This window comes from Sanguibacter sp. Leaf3 (assembly GCF_001425965.1).
GTDB classification, from domain to species: Bacteria; Actinomycetota; Actinomycetes; order Actinomycetales; family Cellulomonadaceae; genus Sanguibacter; species Sanguibacter inulinus.
On the sequence record NZ_LMRH01000003.1, the window covers coordinates 221924 to 242407 of the forward strand.

A 20484-nucleotide genomic window follows, 5' to 3' on the forward strand; every position below is an offset into this window, starting at 1 on the left:
CCCATGACCTACGTGAAGCCTGACGAGGTCCTCGCGACCGCCGTCGACGCCGGGGCGACCAAGGCGTCGCTGTCCATGACCGAGCTGCTCGTGCGAGGGGTGCTCGGCGGTGCGGTCCTCGCGTGCGCCACGACCCTCGCCTACCAGGCGACAGTCCAGACCGGGCAGCCGATCGTCGGGGCGCTCGTCTTCCCGGTCGGCTTCGTCATGATCGTGCTGCTGGGCCTCGAGCTGGTGACAGGGAGCTTCGCGCTCATCCCGCTCGCGGTCCTCGAGGGCCGGGCGAGCGTCGGGGCGATGCTCCGCAGCTTCGGTCTGGTCCTCGCCGGGCACGTCGTGGGGGCTGCCGGCTACGCGGCGATGTACGTCGCGGTCATCAGCCGGATGGGGACGGACACGGAGAACCCTCTCGTGGTGAACCTCGTGCAGATCGCCGAGACCAAGACCCTCGGCTACGAGGCCCTCGGTGCGAGCGGCCTCGCGCTGGTGTTCGTCAAGGCTGTCCTGTGCAACTGGATGGTGACCCTCGGGGTCGTCATGGCGATGACCTCGCGGTCGACGGGCGGCAAGATCGTCGCCATGTGGCTCCCGGTGACGACGTTCTTCGCCCAGGGCTTCGAGCACGCCGTCGTGAACGTCTTCGTCATCCCCGCGGGCATGATGCTCGGCGCCGACGTCACCGTGGGTGACTGGTGGCTGTGGAACCAGCTGCCGGTCCTCGCCGGGAACCTCGTCGGGGGAGTGCTGCTCACCGGCCTCGGGCTGTACTGGGCGCACCGGCGCGGGCTGGAGGCGCTGACGGCGTCGGGTGCGCGGGCTGGGCTGACGGGGGACGTGACGGGTGCGGGGGTGCAGGCGCCTGCCGCTCCGAGCGCACCTGCGCTCCAGGACGCGTGACCGGCGCCTGACCGCACCAGATCTGGGAGGGGTGGACCTGGGTGGGACGGATCCGTAGGACCGGCGACTGCGGACCTGGGGCCGACCTGCGGACCGCGCGCACCGCTCACGGGTGGCCCCATGACGCGCTCCCGTCCACCATGGAGCGATGAGCGCACCTCGAGAGCATGTCGTCGGACAGATCCTCGCCCTCGGCACCGACGAGGTCCCCTTCACCTTCACGCCGTCGGCCGACGGGGTGACAGGGGCGTGGGACTACGCCGACGCGCGGTGGGTGGGCTTCGTCTCGGCAGGCACGATCGACCGTGACTACAGGCTCGAGGTCAGCCTGCACGAGGACTCGACGTACACCCTCGTCGATCACACCTCGGCGACCCAGGCCCGGGTCGGCGCCGGTGGGGCGAGCGTCAGCACGTCGAGGTTCCGCGGGACCGTCAGGTCGAAGAGCTTCAACAAGAGCTTCGCGCCGCTCGCGACAGACCACGGTCAGGCCGGGCACTCCTTCGGGTGGCGCTTCGACGCCGACGAGATGAAGACGCCCGTGCGGCAGGTGCTCGAGCAGGCGGGCTGGACGCCGCGCAGACGCGGGTTCTGGGACCGGCTCACGGGCCGCGGATGATCTGCGAGGCCGTCGCGCGTGGCCCCGTGGGTCGTGCGACCATAATGGTCAGCAGGCGATCCCGGAGCGACGGGGCACGCATCCCGTTCTCGCAGGACTCGAGGTGAGCATGAGCCCGATCCCCTTCGCGCTGCCACCCCGGCTGCCGGACGTGGTCTCGACGTGGACCCTCAGCTCCTACGACGCGCTCGGGACGATGCGCGCCGGTCTGACCGATGCAGTCTCGGCGACGACGACCGAGCGGCCCCTGCCCGACCGTTCGACCGTGCGCAACATGCTCCTGGCCAGCAGCGAGCTCGCGACCAACGCCCTCAAGCACGCGCGGTCGTCGGCCCGGGTGGTCCTCAGCACCGACGGGCAGACGTTCCTTCTCGACGTCGTCGACCGTGCCAAGGACTCCGTCCCCACACGCGCGGCGGGCCGCAAGCCGGGCGAGGGTGGATTCGGACTCGTCCTCGTCGCCCGTGTCTCCGACGAGTGCGGCTGGTACGTGAGCCACGACGAGAAGCACATCTGGGCGACCTTCCCAGCACGCGACGCGGGCTGATCGCAGCTGAGCGCTGGGAACGGCCTAGGTCCACTCGAGGCGGTCCGGGTCCCAGGTACGACCGACGCTCGTGGAGCCGAACGCTGGGTCGAGCAGTCGGGCGACCAGTGCTGTCGCGAGCTCGACCGTCGGGAGGTCTGAGGTGTACCTCGTCGAGGTGGCCAGAGGCGGGTAGTCCCGTCTCCACTCTTCGGGTACCGCGAAGGCGCTGCGTTCCGGAAGCGATCGCATCACTCGCTCTCCGCGGATCGCGTCGCGCAGAGCGGTACCGTCGATCCGTTGGGTCCGTGCGAACACCACCAGGTCGACCAGGTCGCGTGGTCGGCTCGACCCCCGTCCCCTGTTGTACACAGTCTCGGTCGCGCAGACCTTGTCGGCGATGTGGTCGACCACCGGGTACAGCCGGACGACGGGTGCCTCGACCCCTGGGATGTCCAGCGGCGAGCGGGCGCGCTCGATCTCGGGATCGCTCGTCATGAGAGACCCCGTGACCAGGTCGACGCCGAACCTGTCGACCATCTTGATCCCGCAGTAGGCGACGATCATGACCCGGCAACCGTCGACCTGAGGCTGGACGTTGTCTCGCTCCGCGTTCCTGACCGCCTCGACGACGAACCGGAAGTGGTCGTCCATCGGGGTGTCGAGAGCAGTCCTCAGTGCGGAGACCGCGTCGTCGAGGTTCCCCAGGCTCCGGAGGAGATCGACGTCTTTGCTGTGCCGAGCATCGTCCACCCGGAGGAGCATCGCCGTCCCACCCTTGAGGACCCACGGTGAGCCTGCTGCCGCGAAGACCCGCGCGACGAAGCGAGAGAAGGTGAAGAGCCTGATGTACTCGGAAGCGGGCTTCGAGGTGGTCTTCGACCGATGACGAGCCTTGTCGGAGACCGCCCTCCAGAGAGCGGACCCGGTCTCGTACCCCGAGGAGCTCATCGAGATCCAGTCGGTCGAGCTGCGGCTTCCACACTCGAGCCGTCGGCCGAGGTGCCCTCCGAGACGCCTCCGGCGCGCCCGCCGGACGCCACCACGAAGGTGCCGAGGACATCTCGGAGTCGTGCGATGGCATCGCGGTTGGACGGGACCTCAGCCCATCTGGACACGCGTTCGCTAAGTCTCTGGACGGCCTGGCGAGAAGGTTCAAGCGCAACCGAGAGCCCGTCCGAGGCCGTGAAGACTCCCGCCGTGATCTTCGCAGTCGACTGCTGGACCTCCTTCGCCATCCGCTGAAGCTCGGGGTCCGAGAGTGTCCTGAGGATCGTCAAGATGTCGTCGGGGATCGCATGTCCTGAGGGACGACGGGTCGTCTCGGCTGAGGTGAGCTCGGCAGGGGGCATGTCGGAGAGGTCGATGAGGCGAGCCGTCAGCTCCTGACCGTCACGGCTGCCTCGCCTGGGCGCGACGTGGTCCAGGGCTGGCGCGAGCGACTGTCGGTCGACAAGTCCTCTGCGGAGCGCTTCGGCGGTCAGCGAGGCCATGTGGTCGAGGTCGTGACCGTCGTCCAGCAGGTCGGAGATGGTCCGAGCTGCGGTCGTGACGGGAAGTCCAGACGAGAGAGTCACCTCGGACCTGCCGAGCAGGGTCCTGCGGACACGGACACCTGTCCGCCGTGACTGGAACCGCTCCGGCAGGAGGAACTCGTGCTCGTCAGCCAAGAGGTCGCCGATGCCGTGCAGCTGCGCTGCTGAGGCGTGCGACACGACGCCCGCAGATGTCAGGTCGGCGAGTCTCTCCTCGGCTCGTGCCGAAGGCCGGAGCGTCAGCCAGGAGGATCGGAGTGAGAGCAGCGGGTCCCCCTGGACCGAGGGGGTGGCGTACACACCGTGCTCTAGGCGGTCCAGGATGCCAGACTCGACCAGGCGGGTCAGCTGCATCCGGGTCACGCCCTCTGCCTGGGCCTGGGCGGACGTGAGAAGACCCCACTGGCTCGCAGCCAGGTCATTCGCGCGGACCACGACTTCGGTCTTCATGCTGCAATAGTAACACGCAGGGTGTTACTAAAGCAGAGAGATGGCGTAGCGGGTGATGGAGATTGTGGCCTCTCTGGAGCCTTCTCTATCCCTCGCTGCGTCGCGTCGGCGGGGTGACCGTGACGACGCACCACGGCAGGAAGCGCTGCACGAGAGGTCCGACGGCGATCGCGTAGAGGACCGTCCCGAGACCGACCGTCCCGCCGAGCAGCCACCCGGCGACGAGCGCGGTGACCTCGATGCCTGTGCGGACGAGCCGGAGCGACAGCCCGGTCTGGCGCGACAGCCCTGTCATGAGCCCGTCGCGCGGCCCGGTGCCGAGCTGGGCCCCGATGTACAGCGCTCCGCCCAGGGCGTTGAGCACCACGCCCGCCACCAGGATCGGTACCTGGAGCGCGAGGCCGTCGACCTCGGGGACCAGGCGCAGCGACGCGTCGATGACCACCCCGACGAGCAGGGCGTTGGCGAGGGTGCCGAGCCCAGGAGCCTGACGCAGCGGGATCCACAGCGCCAGGACCGCGAGGGACATGAGGACCACGACGGTCCCGATGGACAACGGGGTGCTGCGGGAGATGCCCAGGTGCAGCACGTCCCAGGGGCTCAGCCCCAGACCGCTGCGCAGCACCATGGCGAGCGACACCCCGAAGAGCACCAGCCCGAGCACGAGCTGGACGAGACGACGAGGCATGCGACCGGCGCGCAGCTGCTCGAGGGGGGTGAGGTCCTGGAGGACGCGGGGTGAGGTCACCGGCTAACCGTAGGTGCTGAGGCGGGGTGCGTGGTCACCGCCGGGACCGCGCCCCGGCGGGTCGGACCCTGGCGACGTCAGGCGTAGAGGTCGATGTCTCCCGTGCGGCTGCGGTCCCGCGACGGGGCCTCGGTCTGCTGGGCAGGTGTGGGCGTCGCGGCCCGGCTCGTCTGGCCCTCGTGAGCCTTCTCCTGCTCTCGGGCGAGGGCAGTGGTCGCTGCTGCGAGGGAGAGCGCGGCCGCCTCCACGGCCGCCTGGTCCACCTCGATCGTCGCTTGGGGCGCCTTGTCGAAGACGTCCTGCGACAGCTTCTTCTGCGCGGCGGAGAGCTGCTTGACCGCCCTGTCGTACGCCTGCTGCGCGGGTGACCCGCTCGTGGCTGTCGCGCTGCCGCCTGTCGTGCCTACGCTCGTCGTGCCTGCTTCGATCCGGATCCCGGACATCGGTTGCCTCCCAGCTCGTACCTCGTCCCCTCATGATCGACCGGTGCCGGGAGGTCATGAGGGTCTGACCAGGCACTTCACCCGCTCGCCGGTCGCTGACAAATCCGTTGCCCCGGGCTGCACCCGCTCGCTAGCGTCGTCGTCATGCCACACGACCTCATGTCCCAGCTGGACGCCGCCGCCCGGTCCACAGGCTTCAGCGGCGTCGTCCGCATCGACCGCCCCGACGGGGAGAGCGAGTCGCGGGCCTACGGCTGGGCCGACCGCGCCCGGGGCCAGGCGATGACCGTCGACCACAGGTGCGGGCTCGCGAGCATCTCGAAGGGCTTCACGGCCCTGGCCGTGGGGGCGCTCGTCGACGACGGTCTGCTGAGCCTCGACAGCCCGGTCCGCCCGGTCCTCGGCGACGACCTCCCGCTCGTCGACGACGCCGTCACCGTCGGGCAGCTGCTCTCGCACACGGCGGGCATCGGCGACTACATCGACGAGTCGGCCGGCGGTGACATCAACGACTACGTGGTCGACAGGCCGTTGCACCTGCTCGGCACGACCGAGGCCTTCGTCCCGCTGCTCGACGGGCGACCGCAGGTGAGCCCACCCGGGTCGACCTTCGCGTACTGCAACAGCGGGTTCGTGGTCCTGGCCCTGGTGGCCGAGAGGGCCTCGTCGCTGACCTTCCACGACCTGGTCGAGCAGCGGGTGCTCGGACCTGCCGGGATGGTCTCGACCGGGTACCCGCGGACCGACGAGATCTCCGGGGACACCGCTCTGGGGTACCTGGAGGAGGCGGGGGACCGGACGAACGCGCTGCACCTGCCCGTCCGGGGCAACGGTGACGGCGGGGCTGTCGGCACCGTGGCCGACCTCGCGGCCTTCTGGTCGGCGCTCTTCGCCGGGCGGGTCGTGACGCTCCCGACGCTCCAGGCGCTGACCGAGCCCGTCAGCCACGTCGAGGGCGACCACATGAGGTACGCCCGCGGCTTCTGGCGGGGCTGGTCGTCGCAGACGGTCCTGCTCGAGGGCTACGACGCAGGGGTCTCGGGCCGGACCTGGCACGACCCGGCGTCGGGGGTCACGGGGTCGGTCGTCGCCAACACCTCGAACGGCGCGTGGCCCGTGCTGGAAGCACTGAGCTGGGCATGAGGACCACCCTGCTCACACGTTGAGCCTGTACCCCCGCTTGACGACCGTCGCCACGAGCCGCGGCTCGGGCAGGGACGCGCGCAGCCGGCTCATCGCCATGTCGAGGGCGTGCTCGTTCTGCGCCTCCGGCAGGTGCGCCATGAGGTCCTTGCGGGTCAGCACAGCACCAGTGCTCGCGGCGAGGGCGCGGAACAGCGCGAGCGGAGCCGGCGCGAGCTGACCGGCCCGGCCCTCGAAGACCACGGACCGCCCACGGATCTGGACAGGGCCGAGGGCTGTCGAGAGCTCGGTCACCTGGTGCAGCGCGAGGTGCTCGCACACCAGCCTGATGAGCGCCCCCATACGGAACCTCTCGGGGATGATCGGCGTCACGCCGGCCGCCTCGAGCGGCCCCGCGGTCACCGGACCGACAGCCGCCGCGACCACGTCGGTGCGCAGCGCGTCCAGCAGCTGGTCGATCACCCCCTGCTCGATCGCCGAGGTGAGGAAGGCGTCGACCGCCGGGGCGCTCGTGAAGGTCACGACGTCGAGGTTCCGGGCGCAGACCGCGTCGATCAGCCTGGGCAGCCTCTCCGCGCCGTCGGGCTTGACCCAGCGGTAGGGCTCGACGGTGAGCACCCGGGCACCGCCCGCCCGCAGCCTCTCGAGCTGCTGCCCGTCGGTGTACCCGTGCAGCTGGACGGCGACGGTCCGGCCCTCGACGCCCTCGTCGAGCAGCATGTCGATCACCGACGCCGTGCGCTCGTCGTGCGCGATGCCCACGTCGTCGAGCCCGGCCGCCCGCACGGCCCCGCGGGCCTTGGGCCCCCGGACGAAGATCCGGGCAGCCTGCAGCACGTCGGTCAGCGCGTCACCGAGACCTGCGGCGTCCGCAGCCTCGCTCCAGCGGCGCATGCCGTAGGCGGTCGTGACGACCAGGACGTCAGGCGGGGTCTCGAGGATCGCCCGGGTGTCGGCGAGCAGGTCGACGTCCTCCTCGACGGGGGCGATGCGCAGCGCGGGGGCGTGCATCACCTGCGCCCCGCGCCGCTCGAGGGCCGCGATGAGGTCGTCCGACCGCCGGTCCGACGTCACGCCGATCCGGAACCCCGAGAGCTGGTCGTTGCTGAACTCGGTGACACCGGACGTGTCGTCGGCAGCATTCATCCAGATACTCCTAGCGAGGCGCCCGCCAGCTCGGTGAGCTCACGGGGCCAGTCGTGGCCGAGGCGGACGACCTCGCCGATGACGAGGACGGCCGGGTTAGAACATGCCGCGAGCGTAGCCGCTGAGGTCGCCTCGCCGAGAGTCGAGCAGGTCGTGCGCTGGTTCATGCTGTACCCACGCTCGACCACGGCGACGGGCATCTCGGTCGTCATGCCGGCGCGGCGCAGACCCGCGAGGGTCTGGTGCATGGTCCCGATCCCCATGAGCACGACGATCGTGCCGCCGAGCCCGGCGAGGTGCTCGCACTCCGACGCCGTGAGCGGCACGTGGCCTGAGACCACCGTGAACAGGCGGGATACCTCACGGTGCGTCACGGGGATGCCAGCAGCAGCCGGGACGGAGACTGCCGAGGTGATGCCGGGGATGACCCGCACGGGGATCCCGGCCTCGCGCGCGGCGGCGACCTCTTCCGAGCCGCGCCCGAACACGTAAGGGTCCCCGCCCTTGAGCCTGACGACAGTCTCCCCGGCGCGGGCGCGGTCGACCATGAGCTCTTCGATCCCGCGCTGCGTGATCGCGTGGTGGCCCGGGCGCTTGCCCACGTCGACCAGCTCCGCACCGTGCGTGAGCTCGGCGAGGTTCTCGTGCGGGGCGAGGCGGTCGTACAGCACCACGTCGGCGTCGGCGAGCGCCTTGCGGGCCGCGACGGTCAGCAGCTCGTCCTGCCCGGGGCCACCACCCACGAGGATCACCTGACCACCGGGAGCCGCAGCGTCCTCGCGGACCACCAGGTGCGTCCGCCGCAGCCGGACGAGGACCTCGTCCCACCCGCCCTGGCAGTCGTCGACGGCCACGACCAGGCGCACGTCGTCGAGGGAGGTGAGGTCGACGTCGGCCGGTGTGTGGGCCGTGCGGACCACCGCCCCGGCGTGCGTGCAGCGCCGCAGGGCGCGTCGGGCGCTGTGCGCCGTGCCGAGGATCAGCACCGTGGTGCCGGTGAGGTCGAGGTCGAGGTTCACGGGTCAGCCCTCCTGGTTCTCGGCACGCACGGGGATGCTCAGCCCGGCCAGCATGACGGGTCGGCGCACGGGCTCGTCGAAGCTCTCGATCCCCGGACCGAGGTCACCGGCCCGCTCGGCGGCCGTCGCCGGACGGCGCTGCCCGCGCTCGCGGACGTAGGCGGTCGAGTCGTCGGCCTCGGTCGGGGCGTTGACGAAGGACCTGAACCTGCGCAGCCTGTCGGGGTCCTTGAGGGTCGCCGCCCACTCGTCCTCGTAGTGCTCCACGTGCAGGGCCATCGCGGCCTCGAGGTCCGCGCCGACGCCGAGGGAGTCTTCGACGACCACCTGGTGCACGTGGTCGACACCGCCGTCGAGGTCCTCCATCCAGCGGGCCGTGCGCTGCAGGCGGTCGGCCGTGCGGATGTAGTACATGAGGTAGCGGTCGACGTAGCGGATGAGGGTCTCGTCGTCGAGGTCCTTCGCGAGCAGCTGGCCGTGGACGGGCTGGAACCCGCCGTTGCCACCGACGTAGAGGTTCCAGCCGGTGTCTGTCGCGATCACGCCGACGTCCTTGCCGCGGGCCTCGGCGCACTCGCGGGCGCAGCCGGACACCCCCATCTTGAACTTGTGCGGGGCGCGCAGGCCTCGGTAGCGGAGCTCGAGCTGGATGGCCATGGCGACCGAGTCCTGCACGCCGAAGCGGCACCAGGTGGAGCCCACGCAGGACTTCACGTTGCGCAGCGCCTTGCCATAGGCCTGGCCGGACTCGAAGCCGGCCTCGACCAGCTGTGCCCAGATCTCCGGCAGCTGGTCGAGCCGGGCACCGAAGAGGTCGATGCGCTGCCCACCGGTGATCTTCGTGTACAGCCCGAACTCGATCGCGACCTGCGCGATGACCGCGAGCTTCTCCGGGGTGATCTCGCCGCCGGGGATGCGCGGGACGACCGAGTACGAGCCGTCTTTCTGCATGTTCGCCAGCGCGCGGTCGTTGGTGTCCTGGAGGGCGCCGCGGCCTGGGTCGAGCACGTAGTCGGTGTGCTGCGAGGCGAGGATCGAGCCGATGGCCGGCTTGCAGATGTCGCAGCCGCGCCCGGTCCCGAAGCGCGCGAGGATCTCCTCGAAGGAGGTCAGCCCGAGGGCGCGGACACCCTCGAACAGCTCGGCGCGTGACATGGGCACGTGCTCGCACATGGCCTTCGACACGGCGACGCCGGCCTTGGTGAGCTCGCCCTCGAGGAGCTTCTTGAGCATCGGCACGCACGAGCCGCACTGGGTGCCCGCCCGGGTGCAGGTCTTGAGCTTTCCCAGGTCGTGGCAGGGGGCGGTCTTGCCGTCGCCGTGGACCGCGGCGCGGGCCGTGCCGACGGCCACGTTGTTGCAGGAGCAGAGGATCGCGTCGTCGGGCAGCTCGGTCTGCGGCGCCTCGCCGCCGCCGGCCGCGGTGAGGAAGGCCCCCGGCTCGGCGCCGAGCTCGCGGCCCAGCAGCGGGCGCAAGGACGTGTAGGGCGTGGCGTCCCCGACGAAGATGCCGCCGAGGAGGGTCTTGGCGTCGCCGGTGACGACGATCTTCTGGTACATCCCGCGGGCCGGGTCGGCGTAGACGATCTCGAGGCAGTGCTCGGTCGTCCCGAAGGCGTCGCCGAAGCTCGCGACGTCCACGCCCGACAGCTTGAGCCGGGTCGCGGTGTCGAATCCCGGGAAGGTCGCGGCTCCGCCGTGCAGGCGGTCGGCGACGACCTCGGCCATCGTGTTCGCCGGGGCCACGAGACCCACGCACCGCCCCTCGAAGCTCGCGACCTCGCCGATCGCCCAGATCCCCGGGACCGAGGTCGAGCAGTCGTCGGAGATCTCCACTCCCCCGCGCGGCCCTGTCACCAGCCCGGCTGACGCGGCGAGCTCGTCGCGGGGGCGGATGCCGATCGCGGCGACCACGAGGTCGGCGGCGAGCTCGGCGCCGTCTCCGAGCTCGAGGGCGACCACCCTGTCGTCCTCGACGAGGATGCCGACGGGGCGCACCCCGCAGTGCACCTCGATGCCCGTCGACGCGATGAGACGGCCGAGGGCCTGCCCGCCGCCCTCGTCGAGCTGGGCGTTCATCAGCCAGCCGGCACCGTTGACCACGGCGGCCTCGGCGCCGAGCTCTTGCAGGCCGCCCGCGGCCTCGAGGCCGAGCAGACCGCCGCCGACCACGACAGCCCGGGGTGCCCGGCCGAGCTCCCCGGCCAGGCGCGTCACCTCGGCGGCGAGACCCCAGACGTCGTCGACGGTCCTGTACACGTGGGTACGGTCGCCGTTCGGGAAGATGAGGCGTGCCGCGTCGGAGCCTGTGGCGAGCACGAGCTCGTCGTAGGTGACGGTGCCGGTGGTGGTCCGGACGGTCCTGGCCGCCGCGTCGACCGCGACGGCCCGCTCGCCCGTCCGCAGCGTGACCGCCGGGTGCTCCCAGAGCTCTCCGCCGCCGAGGGTCAGGTCGACGTCGCCGACGAAGGCCTTGCTCAGTGCGACGCGGTCGTAGGGCTGGTGCACCTCCTCCGCGATCACGGTGACCCGCAGGTCCGAGGTGTCGCGCGAGGCCATGGCCTCGACGAAGCGGTGGGCAGCGGGCCCACCGCCGACGACCACGACGTGGCGGGCTGGGGGCGTGCCGTCGGTTCCGGTCATGCGAGTACCTCCAGGAGGGCTGCGGCGAGTTCCTCGACCGTACGGGCGTGCCGTTTCCCTCCCGTTGCCCTCGGGTGTCCCGGGGGTCACCAGGTTGTCACCGCCGTCCAGGGCAGCAGTGAGAAGAAGGTCACGAGAGGGAAACCCTGCGCCGACCTCCGGGAAACACCCCGTCGATAGCGTCGGGCTCACCGACGGTCACCGCGACCCTCACCTACCTACCCACCCACCGCACGACGCCCCTCCACGTCAGGAGCCCGACATGACCGAGACGCTCATCGCCCGCCCCCGGACCACCCGCGCCCAGCAGTGGCGCCGGGTCTGCAGGATCGACGACCTCGAGACCGGGTGGGGAGAGGCCGCCATGGTCGACGGCGCGCAGGTCGCGCTGTTCCGCCTCGCCGACGCCGGGGTCTACGCGGTGAGCCACCGCGACCCCGCGACGGGCTCGCACGTCATGGCTCGTGGGATCACCGGGTCGAAGACCGTCGCTGCGGGGGAACGGGTGACGGTTGCGTCGCCGTTGCACAAGCAGGTGTACGACATCGTCACGGGGGAGTGCTTCACCCACCCCGCGCTGCACCTGCAGACCTACCCGGTGCAGGTGGTCGACGGGTATGTCGAGGTCGCCCTCGAGGTGGCGACCGCTGTGGCGGCCGAGGCCGAGGTGCGGGTCGCGGCGTGACGGTGCTCGGACCGGGCGTCCTGCACGAGCGTGCCCGGGGTGCGGTCGACCGCGCGCCCGTCCTCGTCGCCTGCTCGCACGGCACGTCCTCGGTCGTCGGGCAGCGTGCTGTCAGGGACCTCGTCGATGCCGTCGCGCTCCGCCGCCCGGACCTCGACGTGCTCGGCTGCTGCGTCGACGTCCAGCAGCCCGACGTCCCGACCACCCTCGCAGAGATCGGCGACGAGCCCGTCCACGTCGTCCCGCTGCTGCTGTCGGCGGGCTTCCACGTGTACGTCGACCTGGCGGAGGCTGCCGCCGAGGCGCCCGACGCCGTGGTGCGACCCGCGCTCGGGCCGGACCCGCGGCTGGTGCGCCAGCTCGTGACGCGTCTCGACGAGGCCGGTCTGCGGCCCGAAGATGCCGTCGTGCTCGCCGTCGCCGGGTCCTCCGACGCCCGTGCCGTCGACGACTGCGAGGTCATGGGCCGCATGCTCGGCCACGCGATCGGCCGTGAGGTGCTCGTCGGCTACATCTCCGCCGTGAAGCCCGCCCTGCCCGACGCCGTCGAGACCGCGCGCTCGCGGAGCGGCGGCCGCCGGGTCGCCGTCGCCACCTATCTGCTGGCCCCGGGCTACTTCGCCGACCTCGCGGGCCGCGCGGGCGCCGACGTGGTCACCGAGCCGCTGCTGAGCGCCGCCGACCCGGCCCCGCACGAGATGGTCGAGCTCGTGGTCGAGCGGTTCGGGATGTAGCTGAGGTCCTTCGCACGGGACGGCGGACCGGTCACGATCGCGGCTCCCGCTCCCACCGGCGATAGGTTGGACGCATGACTGATCCACGTGGAACCTCCTCCCTGACCGCCCTCGTCAACGGCTATGTCGTCCCCGTCGCCTCTGCCCCCGTCGAGCGCGGGACCGTCCTGCTGCGCGGCGGCACGATCGTCGCCGTGGGCGCCGACGTCGAGATCCCGGCCGACTCGACCGTCGTCGACGTCGAGGGCAAGTGGGTGCTGCCCGGTTTTGTCGAGTCGCACGGGCACGTGGGCATCGACGAAGAGGGCAACGGCCCGATCGGCAACGACGTCAACGAGATGACACGCCCGACCACGCCCGGTGTCCGAGCGATCGACGCCGTGAACATCGACGACGAGGGCTTCCGGGACGCGCTGTCCGGCGGCATCACCTCGGTCGTCGTCAAGCCGGGATCCGGCAACGTCATCGGTGGGCAGACCGTCGCGATCAAGACGTGGGGCGGGCGCACGATCGACGAGCAGGTCATCAGCGAGTCGGTGAGCGTGAAGTCCGCTCTCGGCGAGAACCCGAAGCGCGTCTACGGCGAGAAGAAGCAGATGCCGTCGACCCGTCTGGGCGTCGCGTTCATCCTCCGCGAGGCCTTCGCCAAGGCGCAGCACTACGCGGCATCGCGGGTCGCCGCAGAGAAGAAGGGTGAGCCCTTCGCCCGTGACCTCGACCTCGAGGTGCTCGCCCGCGTCCTCGACGGCGAGCTCGCCTGGGACCAGCACGTGCACCGCCACGACGACATCGCGACGGCGATCCGCCTCGCCGACGAGTTCGGCTACCGCCTCGTCATCAACCACGGGACCGAGGGGCACAAGCTCGCCGACGTCCTTGCCGAGCGCGACATCCCGGTGATCTACGGGCCGATGCTCACCAACCGCAGCAAGGTCGAGCTCCGGGACCGCGCGATCACCAACCTCGTCGCCCTCGCCAAGGCCGGTGTCCGTGTCGCGATCACGACCGACCACCCGGTGATCCCCATCAACCTGCTCGTCACCCAGGCGACGCTCGCGGTGCGTGACGGGCTCCCGCGCGAGACCGCCCTCGAGGCGCTCACCACCAACCCCGCGTCCTTCCTCGGGCTCGGCGGACGCATCGGCGCCCTCGCGGAGGGCCTCGACGCCGACGTCGTCGTGTGGTCGGGTGACCCGCTCGACTCCATGTCGCGGGCGGAGCGCGTGTTCATCGACGGCCGGGAGGTCTACACCTGGGACGCCGAGGCAGGCGTCGGTCGTGCTGTCGAGCGACTCGGCCGCCGCGCAGGCTGAGACTGTCGGAGGGTCGTCGGAGACTGGCTGGCATGGAAGCACACCTGCCGTCCGCTCAGACGGCGCGGCTGCGGCTCGAGCCGCTCGCGCCGTCTGACACCGGCGACCTCTTCCGCGTCTACAGCGACCTGCGCACCTGGGAGCACCTGCCGTCGGGCAGGCTCACGCGTGTCGAGCAGGCGCAGGAACGGATCGAGCGGTCTGCCCGTGACGTGGAGCGGCACGGGCTGGGCATGTGGGCGGTCCGGGTCAGTGCCGAGGGTGCGGACGCCACGCTCCAGGCCGGGACCTTCATCGGCTCTGGAGGCGTGGGGTACGCGGCGGAGGCTGAGGTCTGGAACCTCGGCTACAGGCTGGACCCGGCGGCGTGGGGCCGAGGCTTCGCCTCCGAGATCGCCCGGGCTGCCGTGGCTGCCGCTGCCGACGTGACACCGCAGGTCCCCGTGACCGCCCGCGTGCTCTCGAACAACCCGGCATCTGTCGCGGTGCTCGAGAAGATCGGTCTCACCCTCGTCTGGGAGGGGCAGCGACCAGATGCAGCACCGGAGCCCGACGGCACTGCTCCACCCACCCGGAGGATCTACGCGGACCGTGACCTCACGCCCACGGCGATGCGCTGGCTCGTCGCCCACGCCTAGGCGCCGTCTCGCGCCTCCCGCTCAGGTCGTGCCGACTCGGAGGCGGTCCGAGCCGCGCCCGCCAGCGACCGAGCCGGCACGCGAAGCCTGAGCCCGTGCGCGTCGGGCAGGATGGAGCGATGACTGCCGACGCCCCGCCGACTCCTGGACCGCTGCGCCTCCCCGAGCTCGTCGGGGCGCGTGTGCGGCTCCGCGGCTGGCGGTCGACGGATGCCCACGCGGTCCGCGAGGCGTCCTACGACCCGCTCATCCCGGTCATCACCTCGGTGCCCTCGGTCGACAGCGAGGAGGAGGCGCTCGCCTTCGTCGAGCGTCAGCAGGACCGTCTCCGCGACCGGGTGGGCTACCCCTTCGCTGTCGCCGACGCAGACGACCGCGCCGTCGGCTTCATCATCCTGCAGCTCCGGACCGCGGAGGGTGCCCGCGGCAGCATCGGCTACTGGACCTGCCCGTCGCAGCGGCGGCGCGGGTACGCGGCCGAGGCCCTCCAGGTCCTCACGGCCTGGGCCCGGGACCTGCCCGACCTCGACAGGCTCGAGCTGTACGTCGAGCCGTGGAACGAGGGGTCGTGGCGCGCCGCCGAGTCCGCGGGCTACGAGCGCGAGGGGCTGCTCCGCGCCTGGGAGCGGGTGGGCGGCGAGCCTCGGGACATGTACATGTACGCGCAGCTGACCGCCGCGTCCTCGGCCCGCGGCGAACACGGGCCCTCCTGACGCCCGAGCGCTGGCCGCGCGCAGCCCGGCGCTGCAAGACTGATGCTGGCCGTCGCGGTGACCGACGCGCGGCCAGGACGAGAGCGAGGACGGTTCGATGACGCACAGCACGCAGCCCGACGACAGCACGCAGGACACCCCGGCGGACGGCCGGGCGTCTGGAGGCGCGCGCTGGACGAGCCTGCGGGTGCGGCTGGTCGCCGACGACTCCCTCATCCGCGCCGAGGTCGGCCCGGCGGACCTGACCTACGACGAGGCGCACGCGCTCGTCCAGGCCGAGCTGGACGTCCTCCCCGGAGCCGAGGTGCTCGCCGAGCAGTGGCGTGACGTCGCGGTCGGCGAGGCCGTGTACACGCCGACGTCGGAGGGGATGGCGCTCTGGGCGCTCGTCGAGCACGACGGCAACCCTGTGCCCGCCGCGGACGTCTGGCTCGAGGAGTACGCCGAGCGGATCCGCGCGACTGGGATGCCCGTGCAGGTCGCGCGGGTCGTGGAGACGCCGGAAGAGCTCTGACGCGCGGCTGCGCCGCCGATCGGTCCGTCCGAGCCGACCGCACGGAGCCCTGGCTCCCAGCCGGGGCTGATCGGGAGCTGGCACCGCAGCCGTCGTCCGTGGCCGCTCAGGGCTCCCAGGTGTCGGTCGTCAGCTGGAGTGGCAGGCCGTGAGGTAGCTCAAGAACGACGCCTGCAGACCGGTCACGTGCGTCTCGCGCAGCACCTCGCTCGAGATGGCGTCAGCCAGACCCTTGCCGTGCAGCTGGTCGAGGACCGAGAGCACCGTGCGCGCGAGGCGTCGGTAGATGGGCAGGTGACCGAAGATCTCGACCTCGTTGAGCGTGACGTGCAGCCGGGGGACCGTGGAGCCCGGGCTGCGGTCGGGGAGGGCGTCCAGCATCGTGAACACCTCGCTCTCCGCGCTCGCGACACCGGGGGTCCCCGCCCCGAAGGTCGCGAAGGGGGTCCCGCCCCGCAGCCAGGCGTACAGCGCGAAGAGGCCGCCGTAGGAGTAGCCGAAGAGCCCGTGCCCCGACTCCCTCACCCGGAGCTCCGACTGCAGCCGAGGGTGGAGCTCCTCGGTGAGGAAGTCGAGGAAGACGTCCGCGCGGGTGTCGGCCAGCATCGCCAGATAGGCGTCCGCGTGCTCGGCAGTCATCGCCCCCGTCTCCCGGGCTGAGGCGACGGCGGCGACCATCTCCTCGCTCACAGGTTCTCCGGGCGGCACCAGGTCGCGGTTGCGGAGCTGGGCCCATTCTGCGGCCTCGTCGCCGGCAAAACCGACGGTCACCTGGACGTACGGCTCGACCGTCAAGAACGGGTCCGCCTGCGTGACGATCAGAGGCGCCGTGAGCCCGACGCTCCAGTTGCCGTCCACCACGTAGACCAGCGGCAGCGGCTCGGTGGACTCGGCGTAACCGGGCGGGGTGGTCACCCAGACGCCGTACTGGTTGCCGGACCGTGCCGTGGTCTCGAAGTAGGTGGTGTCGGGCAAGCAGCCGTGCAGGATCGTGCTCATCAGGCGTCCTCGTCTCGCGGGTTGTCGAACAACAACAGGTGTCGTGGTTAATCTACGACAGGTGCCGTGGTTCGTCTACCATCGTCTGCATGGCACGCAACGACGGACGACGCTCTGCCCTCGCCGACGCGGGGATCCGTGTCCTGGCGGACGAGGGGGGCCGTGGGCTCACCCACCGTGCTGTCGACGCGGCCGCCGGGGTCCCGCGGGGGACGGCCTCCAACTTCTTCCCGACGCGCGAGGACCTCGTCGCCGCGCTGGTCGACCGCATCGAAGAACGGCTCGCCCCTGATCCCGACGCCGTCGCTCGCCTCAAGGAGGGCACGATCGACCGCGCGGCCTTCGCCGAGCACCTGCGTGACCTCGTCCGGCGGCTCAGTGCGACGCCGCACCTCGCCCTCGCCCTGTTCGAGCTCCGGCTCGAGGCGGCGAGGCGGCCGAGCGTGGCTGCGTCGCTCGGCGCGTGGAGGCGGCGCGACTTCGAGGCCGACGTCGCCTTCAGCGCGAGTGCGGGGCTGCCCGCAGGGCGGGTCGAGTTGGCGCTGTTCCACTACGCCATCGACGGGCTCATGCTCGACCGTCTGACGGCGCCGATGGACGAGAGCCTGTCGATCGAGACTGTCGTCGACGAGTACGTCGAGCGGATCCTGCGCTGACCCGGGTCGTGGTCCGACGCTGACCGGTTCGCAGCGGAGCGTACGATCGTACCTATGAGCATCATCGAACCCGGCGACGACCGCACCATGTACCAGCGCATGCTGGACGGCGACCTCTACATCGCGGACGACCCGCAGATCGGCGAGAGCGTCGCGAAGACCCAGGACCTCCAGCAGGCCTACAACGCGACGACGGCTCGTCAGGGGCCGCTGCGCACGCTGATCCTCGACGACCTGCTCGGCTCCGTCGGCGCAGACACCGAGTTCCGTCCGCCGATCTACGTCGACCTCGGCAAGAACATCACCGTCGGCGCTCGGTGCTTCACCAACTTCAACCTCACAGCCCTCGACGTCGCCCCGATCACCATCGGGGACGACGTGCTCATCGGCCCGAACGTCCAGCTCCTCACGCCGACGCACCCCGTCGAGCCCGGCCCGCGCCGTGACAAGTGGGAGGCCGCGAAGCCCATCACGATCCACGACAACGTGTGGCTCGGGGGTGGCGTCATCGTCTGCCCGGGCGTGACGATCGGCGAGAACTCCGTCGTCGGCGCCGGGTCTGTCGTGACCAAGGACGTCCCGGCGAACGTGGTCGTCGTCGGCAACCCGGCCCGGGTGGTCCGCGAGATCTGATCGGTCCCGCGCCTTCCGCCCCTAGTCCGCGGTGCTCCGCCGGACGAAGGTCAGGTGCACCACGCCGCTCGGGGACGGCGTCGCCTCGATGTCGAAGCGCTCCTCCAGCCCTTCGAGCCCGTCCCAGAGCCGTTCGCCCCGGCCCAGCACGACGGGCGCGACGACCACGTGCATCTCGTCGACCAGGTCGGCCGCGAGGAACTGCCGGATCGTCGTGGCGCCGCCGCCGAGCCTGACGTCGAGGTCTCCCGCGAGGTCCCGGGCCTGCGCGAGGGCCTCGGCGGGCTCGGCGTCGACGAAGTAGAACGTCGTCCCGCCCTCCATCTCGAGCGGCGGGCGCGGTCGGTGGGTCAGGACGAGGACAGGGGTGTGGAAGGGCGGGTTCTCGCCCCACCAGCCCCGCCACTCCTCGTCGCTCGGCGCACCCTCGACGGGCTCGAACTTGTTGCGGCCCATGATCTCGACGCCGATCCCGTCGGCCCACCGGCTCGCGAAGGCCTCGTCGACCCCGACCGACCCCGCACCGTCGCCGTGCAGGCCCATCCGCCGGAAGGTCCGGGTGGGGAAGGCCCACCCCATCAGCCTGGAGCCGGCGTGCCCGAACGGCGTGTCGAGCGACTGCCCCTCGCCCGTGCCGAAGCCGTCGAGGGACACCGTGAAGTTGTGGACTCGGACGAGGGACATGCTGCCTCCAGGTCGACGGTCAGACGTCCGCAGGCGGGCGCAGGTGCAGGAGGTCCTACCTGCCCGTGCGGGCCGAGCGTCTGTCTCCCGACAGTAGCGCCGGGCCGAGCGCCGCGCTACGCCCGGAGAGCACGGCGCAGGCGGCTGCTCGGCGGTGGCTCACGACGGACGGGCTGGTCCGTCGTCCTCTGGCGATGAGTCCTGAAGGACTCTCCGGTCACGCAGAAGAAGGGGTTGAAGGTCTCCGCCTGCCTCGGGAGCGGCTGGACCGCTCGACGCCCCAGGCGCCCAGCCCGACGAGCAGGAGGGCCGTCAGGACCCACGGCAGGGCGGTCAGCCCTGTGGCGGCGAGCGAGGTCTGGGGCTGCCCGTGCTCTACGGGGGAGCCCACGGTGAGCCCGTCCCCGAGCCCGACCCCCGCCACGAACCGGAGCCCCCTCACGCTCGAGAGGTTCTCGTCGGTGTCGGCCGCGTCCCTGCTCAGGAGGACGTCGACGACGATCTCCTCGCCCGGGGACAGCTCGCCGAGGTAGAGGGCGCTGGCAAGGCTGTCGAGCTCGACCGGGGCGACGATGCTGATGCCGTCTCGGACGATCTCGACCAGGGGTTCCTCGGGGCCTGAGCCTGTCGCCCCGGTGACCGAGAGCACGATGGACGTCGCGACCGTCGACGAGCTCGTCAGGGTGATGGCTCGTCTGACGGACTCGCCAGGCGCGGGCATCTGGAGCGATATCTGGTCCGGGGTGGCGTCGATGCCGACCTCGTCCAGCGGCTCTGTCTGGACCGGTGTGCTGCCCTGGATCGCCTGCAGCACCTGGTCTCGGAAGATCTGCAGGGGGGCGAGCAGGAGGAGCACCAGCGCGGCCAGGGCGAGGGCGAGACGTCGTCGACCGCTGCGGCGGCCTCGGTCTGGGTGCGGCGAGGTCGAGGTCTCGGGGTGCAGCGTGCCGGACAGCCCGCCTGCTGCGACCCCGCCGAGGGCGACGACGAAGACGAGCGCGCGAGAGCTCGCCTGGGACCGAGCCTGGAGCAGGAGCTCGACGCAGGAGGGGCAGGTCTGCGCATGCTTCTCGAAGCGAGAGAGCGCACGAGCGGACGCTGTCCCCAGCGCCACCCTGGCGAGGAGGGTGCTGTCCGTCCCGCAGGGGAGAGGTCGCGCCTCCACGAAGGCCGTGATGTAGGCCTCGCGCAGTGCGGCGCGGGCGCGCTGGGCCTGGGAGGTGACGGACGAGACCGAGGTGCCGAGAGCCGAGGCGACCTCGCGTGATCCCTCGCGCCTGATGCCTGTGCGCCAGAGGATCTCCTGCTGAGCCGGTGCGAGGCTCGCGAAGGCGCGACGTGCGAGCTCACGGTCTTCCGTCGCGACGAGGTGGTCGTCGTCGGTGACAGAGAGGTCGAGCTCGTGGTCGGGCACCGGAGAGACACGACCGCGACGCTGTGCCGTGCGGATCGCGAGGTTCCGGCCGATCGTGAAGAGGTAGGCCCGGAGGTCGCGGATGCCCTCGAGGCGGTCGTCCTCCATGACCAGGAGGGTCGCGAAGGCCTCGGAGACGATGTCTTCGGCGTCCTCGGGCTGCGCGCCGTGCTTGAGGACATAGCGCGCTAGGAGGCCGCCTTCTCCGACGTAGAGATCGGCGATCCTGTCTCGCGAATCCAGCGGTGCCAGACTCATTGCACGCTCCTCGCTCACCGGGCGCGGGGGGACGCCCTGTGCGCTCGATCTTAGCGGACCGTCAGCGCATATTC

General features: G+C 71.3%; 22 protein-coding genes. 12 read left to right on the forward strand and 10 right to left on the reverse strand.

What is annotated here, in order from left to right; all coding sequences use genetic code 11:
- Positions 1-3 precede the first annotated feature (3 nt).
- From ASG53_RS14400 to ASG53_RS14410, 3 genes are all read left to right on the forward strand, one after another.
- Complete coding sequence (locus ASG53_RS14400) at positions 4-897, forward strand: formate/nitrite transporter family protein (protein ID WP_056134848.1); 894 nt, start codon at positions 4-6, stop codon at positions 895-897.
- 148 nt (positions 898-1045) lie between these two features.
- Entirely contained in the window at positions 1046-1516 is a 471-nt protein-coding gene (locus ASG53_RS14405) for a hypothetical protein (protein WP_056134851.1), read from the forward strand.
- 109 nt (positions 1517-1625) lie between these two features.
- Positions 1626-2063, forward strand: a complete 438-nt coding sequence (locus ASG53_RS14410) for an ATP-binding protein (RefSeq protein ID WP_156382821.1) — start codon at positions 1626-1628, stop codon at positions 2061-2063.
- A gap of 24 nt (positions 2064-2087) precedes the next feature.
- On the opposite strand, the gene ASG53_RS14415 is transcribed toward ASG53_RS14410, so the two are convergent.
- From ASG53_RS14415 to ASG53_RS14430, 4 genes are all read right to left on the reverse strand, one after another.
- Positions 2088-2993, reverse strand: coding sequence for a nucleotidyl transferase AbiEii/AbiGii toxin family protein (locus ASG53_RS14415; protein WP_056134855.1), 906 nt, complete (start codon positions 2991-2993; stop codon positions 2088-2090).
- Positions 2990-4027, reverse strand: a complete 1038-nt coding sequence (locus ASG53_RS14420; protein ID WP_056134858.1) for a type IV toxin-antitoxin system AbiEi family antitoxin domain-containing protein — start codon at positions 4025-4027, stop codon at positions 2990-2992. Before ASG53_RS14420 ends, ASG53_RS14415 begins: the two co-directional genes overlap by 4 nt.
- Before the next feature lie 85 nt (positions 4028-4112).
- Positions 4113-4775, reverse strand: coding sequence for a membrane protein YczE (gene yczE / locus ASG53_RS14425; protein ID WP_056134860.1), 663 nt, complete (start codon positions 4773-4775; stop codon positions 4113-4115).
- Between the two features lie 77 nt (positions 4776-4852).
- Entirely contained in the window at positions 4853-5218 is a 366-nt protein-coding gene (locus tag ASG53_RS14430; RefSeq protein ID WP_056134863.1) for a hypothetical protein, read from the reverse strand.
- A gap of 144 nt (positions 5219-5362) precedes the next feature.
- On the opposite strand from ASG53_RS14430, the gene ASG53_RS14435 reads away from it, so the two are divergent.
- Positions 5363-6361: a serine hydrolase domain-containing protein gene (locus ASG53_RS14435; RefSeq protein WP_200945511.1), complete on the forward strand. Its 999-nt coding sequence runs from the start codon at positions 5363-5365 to the stop codon at positions 6359-6361.
- A 12-nt stretch (positions 6362-6373) separates the two neighbouring features.
- Here ASG53_RS14435 and ASG53_RS14440 read toward each other — a convergent pair whose 3' ends face one another.
- From ASG53_RS14440 to nirB, 3 genes are read right to left on the reverse strand one after another with little or no spacing between them, the layout of a single operon-like run.
- Positions 6374-7507, reverse strand: coding sequence for a uroporphyrinogen-III synthase (locus ASG53_RS14440; protein ID WP_056134868.1), 1134 nt, complete (start codon positions 7505-7507; stop codon positions 6374-6376).
- Entirely contained in the window at positions 7504-8526 is a 1023-nt protein-coding gene (gene cobA, locus ASG53_RS14445) for a uroporphyrinogen-III C-methyltransferase (protein ID WP_056134871.1), read from the reverse strand. Before cobA ends, ASG53_RS14440 begins: the two co-directional genes overlap by 4 nt.
- Positions 8527-8529: 3 nt before the next feature.
- Entirely contained in the window at positions 8530-11169 is a 2640-nt protein-coding gene (gene nirB / locus ASG53_RS14450) for a nitrite reductase large subunit NirB (RefSeq protein ID WP_056134874.1), read from the reverse strand.
- 262 nt (positions 11170-11431) lie between these two features.
- Here nirB and nirD point away from each other — a divergent pair, with 262 nt between their 5' ends.
- The 6 genes from nirD to ASG53_RS14480 all read left to right on the forward strand — a co-directional run bounded on the left by nirD (position 11432) and on the right by ASG53_RS14480 (position 15766).
- A complete protein-coding gene (gene nirD, locus ASG53_RS14455; protein ID WP_056134877.1) occupies positions 11432-11854 on the forward strand; it encodes a nitrite reductase small subunit NirD in 423 nt (140 codons plus the stop codon).
- Entirely contained in the window at positions 11851-12588 is a 738-nt protein-coding gene (locus ASG53_RS14460) for a CbiX/SirB N-terminal domain-containing protein (protein ID WP_082544090.1), read from the forward strand. Before nirD ends, ASG53_RS14460 begins: the two co-directional genes overlap by 4 nt.
- 74 nt (positions 12589-12662) lie before the next feature.
- Positions 12663-13901 carry an amidohydrolase gene (locus ASG53_RS14465; RefSeq protein ID WP_056134880.1) on the forward strand — a complete coding sequence of 413 codons (1239 nt, stop codon included), beginning with the start codon at positions 12663-12665 and terminating at the stop codon, positions 13899-13901.
- A 32-nt stretch (positions 13902-13933) separates the two neighbouring features.
- Positions 13934-14539 (forward strand): GNAT family N-acetyltransferase, encoded by a 606-nt coding sequence (locus tag ASG53_RS14470; RefSeq protein ID WP_056134885.1) that lies wholly within the window; start codon positions 13934-13936, stop codon positions 14537-14539.
- 119 nt (positions 14540-14658) lie between these two features.
- The gene (locus tag ASG53_RS14475) at positions 14659-15252 is read left to right on the forward strand and encodes a GNAT family N-acetyltransferase (protein ID WP_056134888.1); all 594 of its coding nucleotides are present in this window, start codon (positions 14659-14661) and stop codon (positions 15250-15252) included.
- Positions 15253-15349: 97 nt separating this feature from the next.
- Positions 15350-15766, forward strand: coding sequence for a hypothetical protein (locus tag ASG53_RS14480; RefSeq protein WP_056134890.1), 417 nt, complete (start codon positions 15350-15352; stop codon positions 15764-15766).
- A gap of 129 nt (positions 15767-15895) precedes the next feature.
- Here ASG53_RS14480 and ASG53_RS14485 read toward each other — a convergent pair whose 3' ends face one another.
- Positions 15896-16765: an alpha/beta hydrolase gene (locus ASG53_RS14485; RefSeq protein ID WP_056134894.1), complete on the reverse strand. Its 870-nt coding sequence runs from the start codon at positions 16763-16765 to the stop codon at positions 15896-15898.
- 89 nt (positions 16766-16854) lie between these two features.
- Here ASG53_RS14485 and ASG53_RS14490 point away from each other — a divergent pair, with 89 nt between their 5' ends.
- Positions 16855-17421 carry a TetR/AcrR family transcriptional regulator gene (locus tag ASG53_RS14490; protein ID WP_056134897.1) on the forward strand — a complete coding sequence of 189 codons (567 nt, stop codon included), beginning with the start codon at positions 16855-16857 and terminating at the stop codon, positions 17419-17421.
- 54 nt (positions 17422-17475) lie between these two features.
- Positions 17476-18054 carry a sugar O-acetyltransferase gene (locus ASG53_RS14495; RefSeq protein ID WP_056134901.1) on the forward strand — a complete coding sequence of 193 codons (579 nt, stop codon included), beginning with the start codon at positions 17476-17478 and terminating at the stop codon, positions 18052-18054.
- A 21-nt stretch (positions 18055-18075) separates the two neighbouring features.
- On the opposite strand, the gene ASG53_RS14500 is transcribed toward ASG53_RS14495, so the two are convergent.
- Positions 18076-18738: a dihydrofolate reductase family protein gene (locus ASG53_RS14500; RefSeq protein ID WP_056134904.1), complete on the reverse strand. Its 663-nt coding sequence runs from the start codon at positions 18736-18738 to the stop codon at positions 18076-18078.
- 217 nt (positions 18739-18955) lie between these two features.
- Positions 18956-20410, reverse strand: coding sequence for an RNA polymerase sigma factor (locus tag ASG53_RS14505; protein ID WP_056134907.1), 1455 nt, complete (start codon positions 20408-20410; stop codon positions 18956-18958).
- Positions 20411-20484 lie beyond the last annotated feature (74 nt).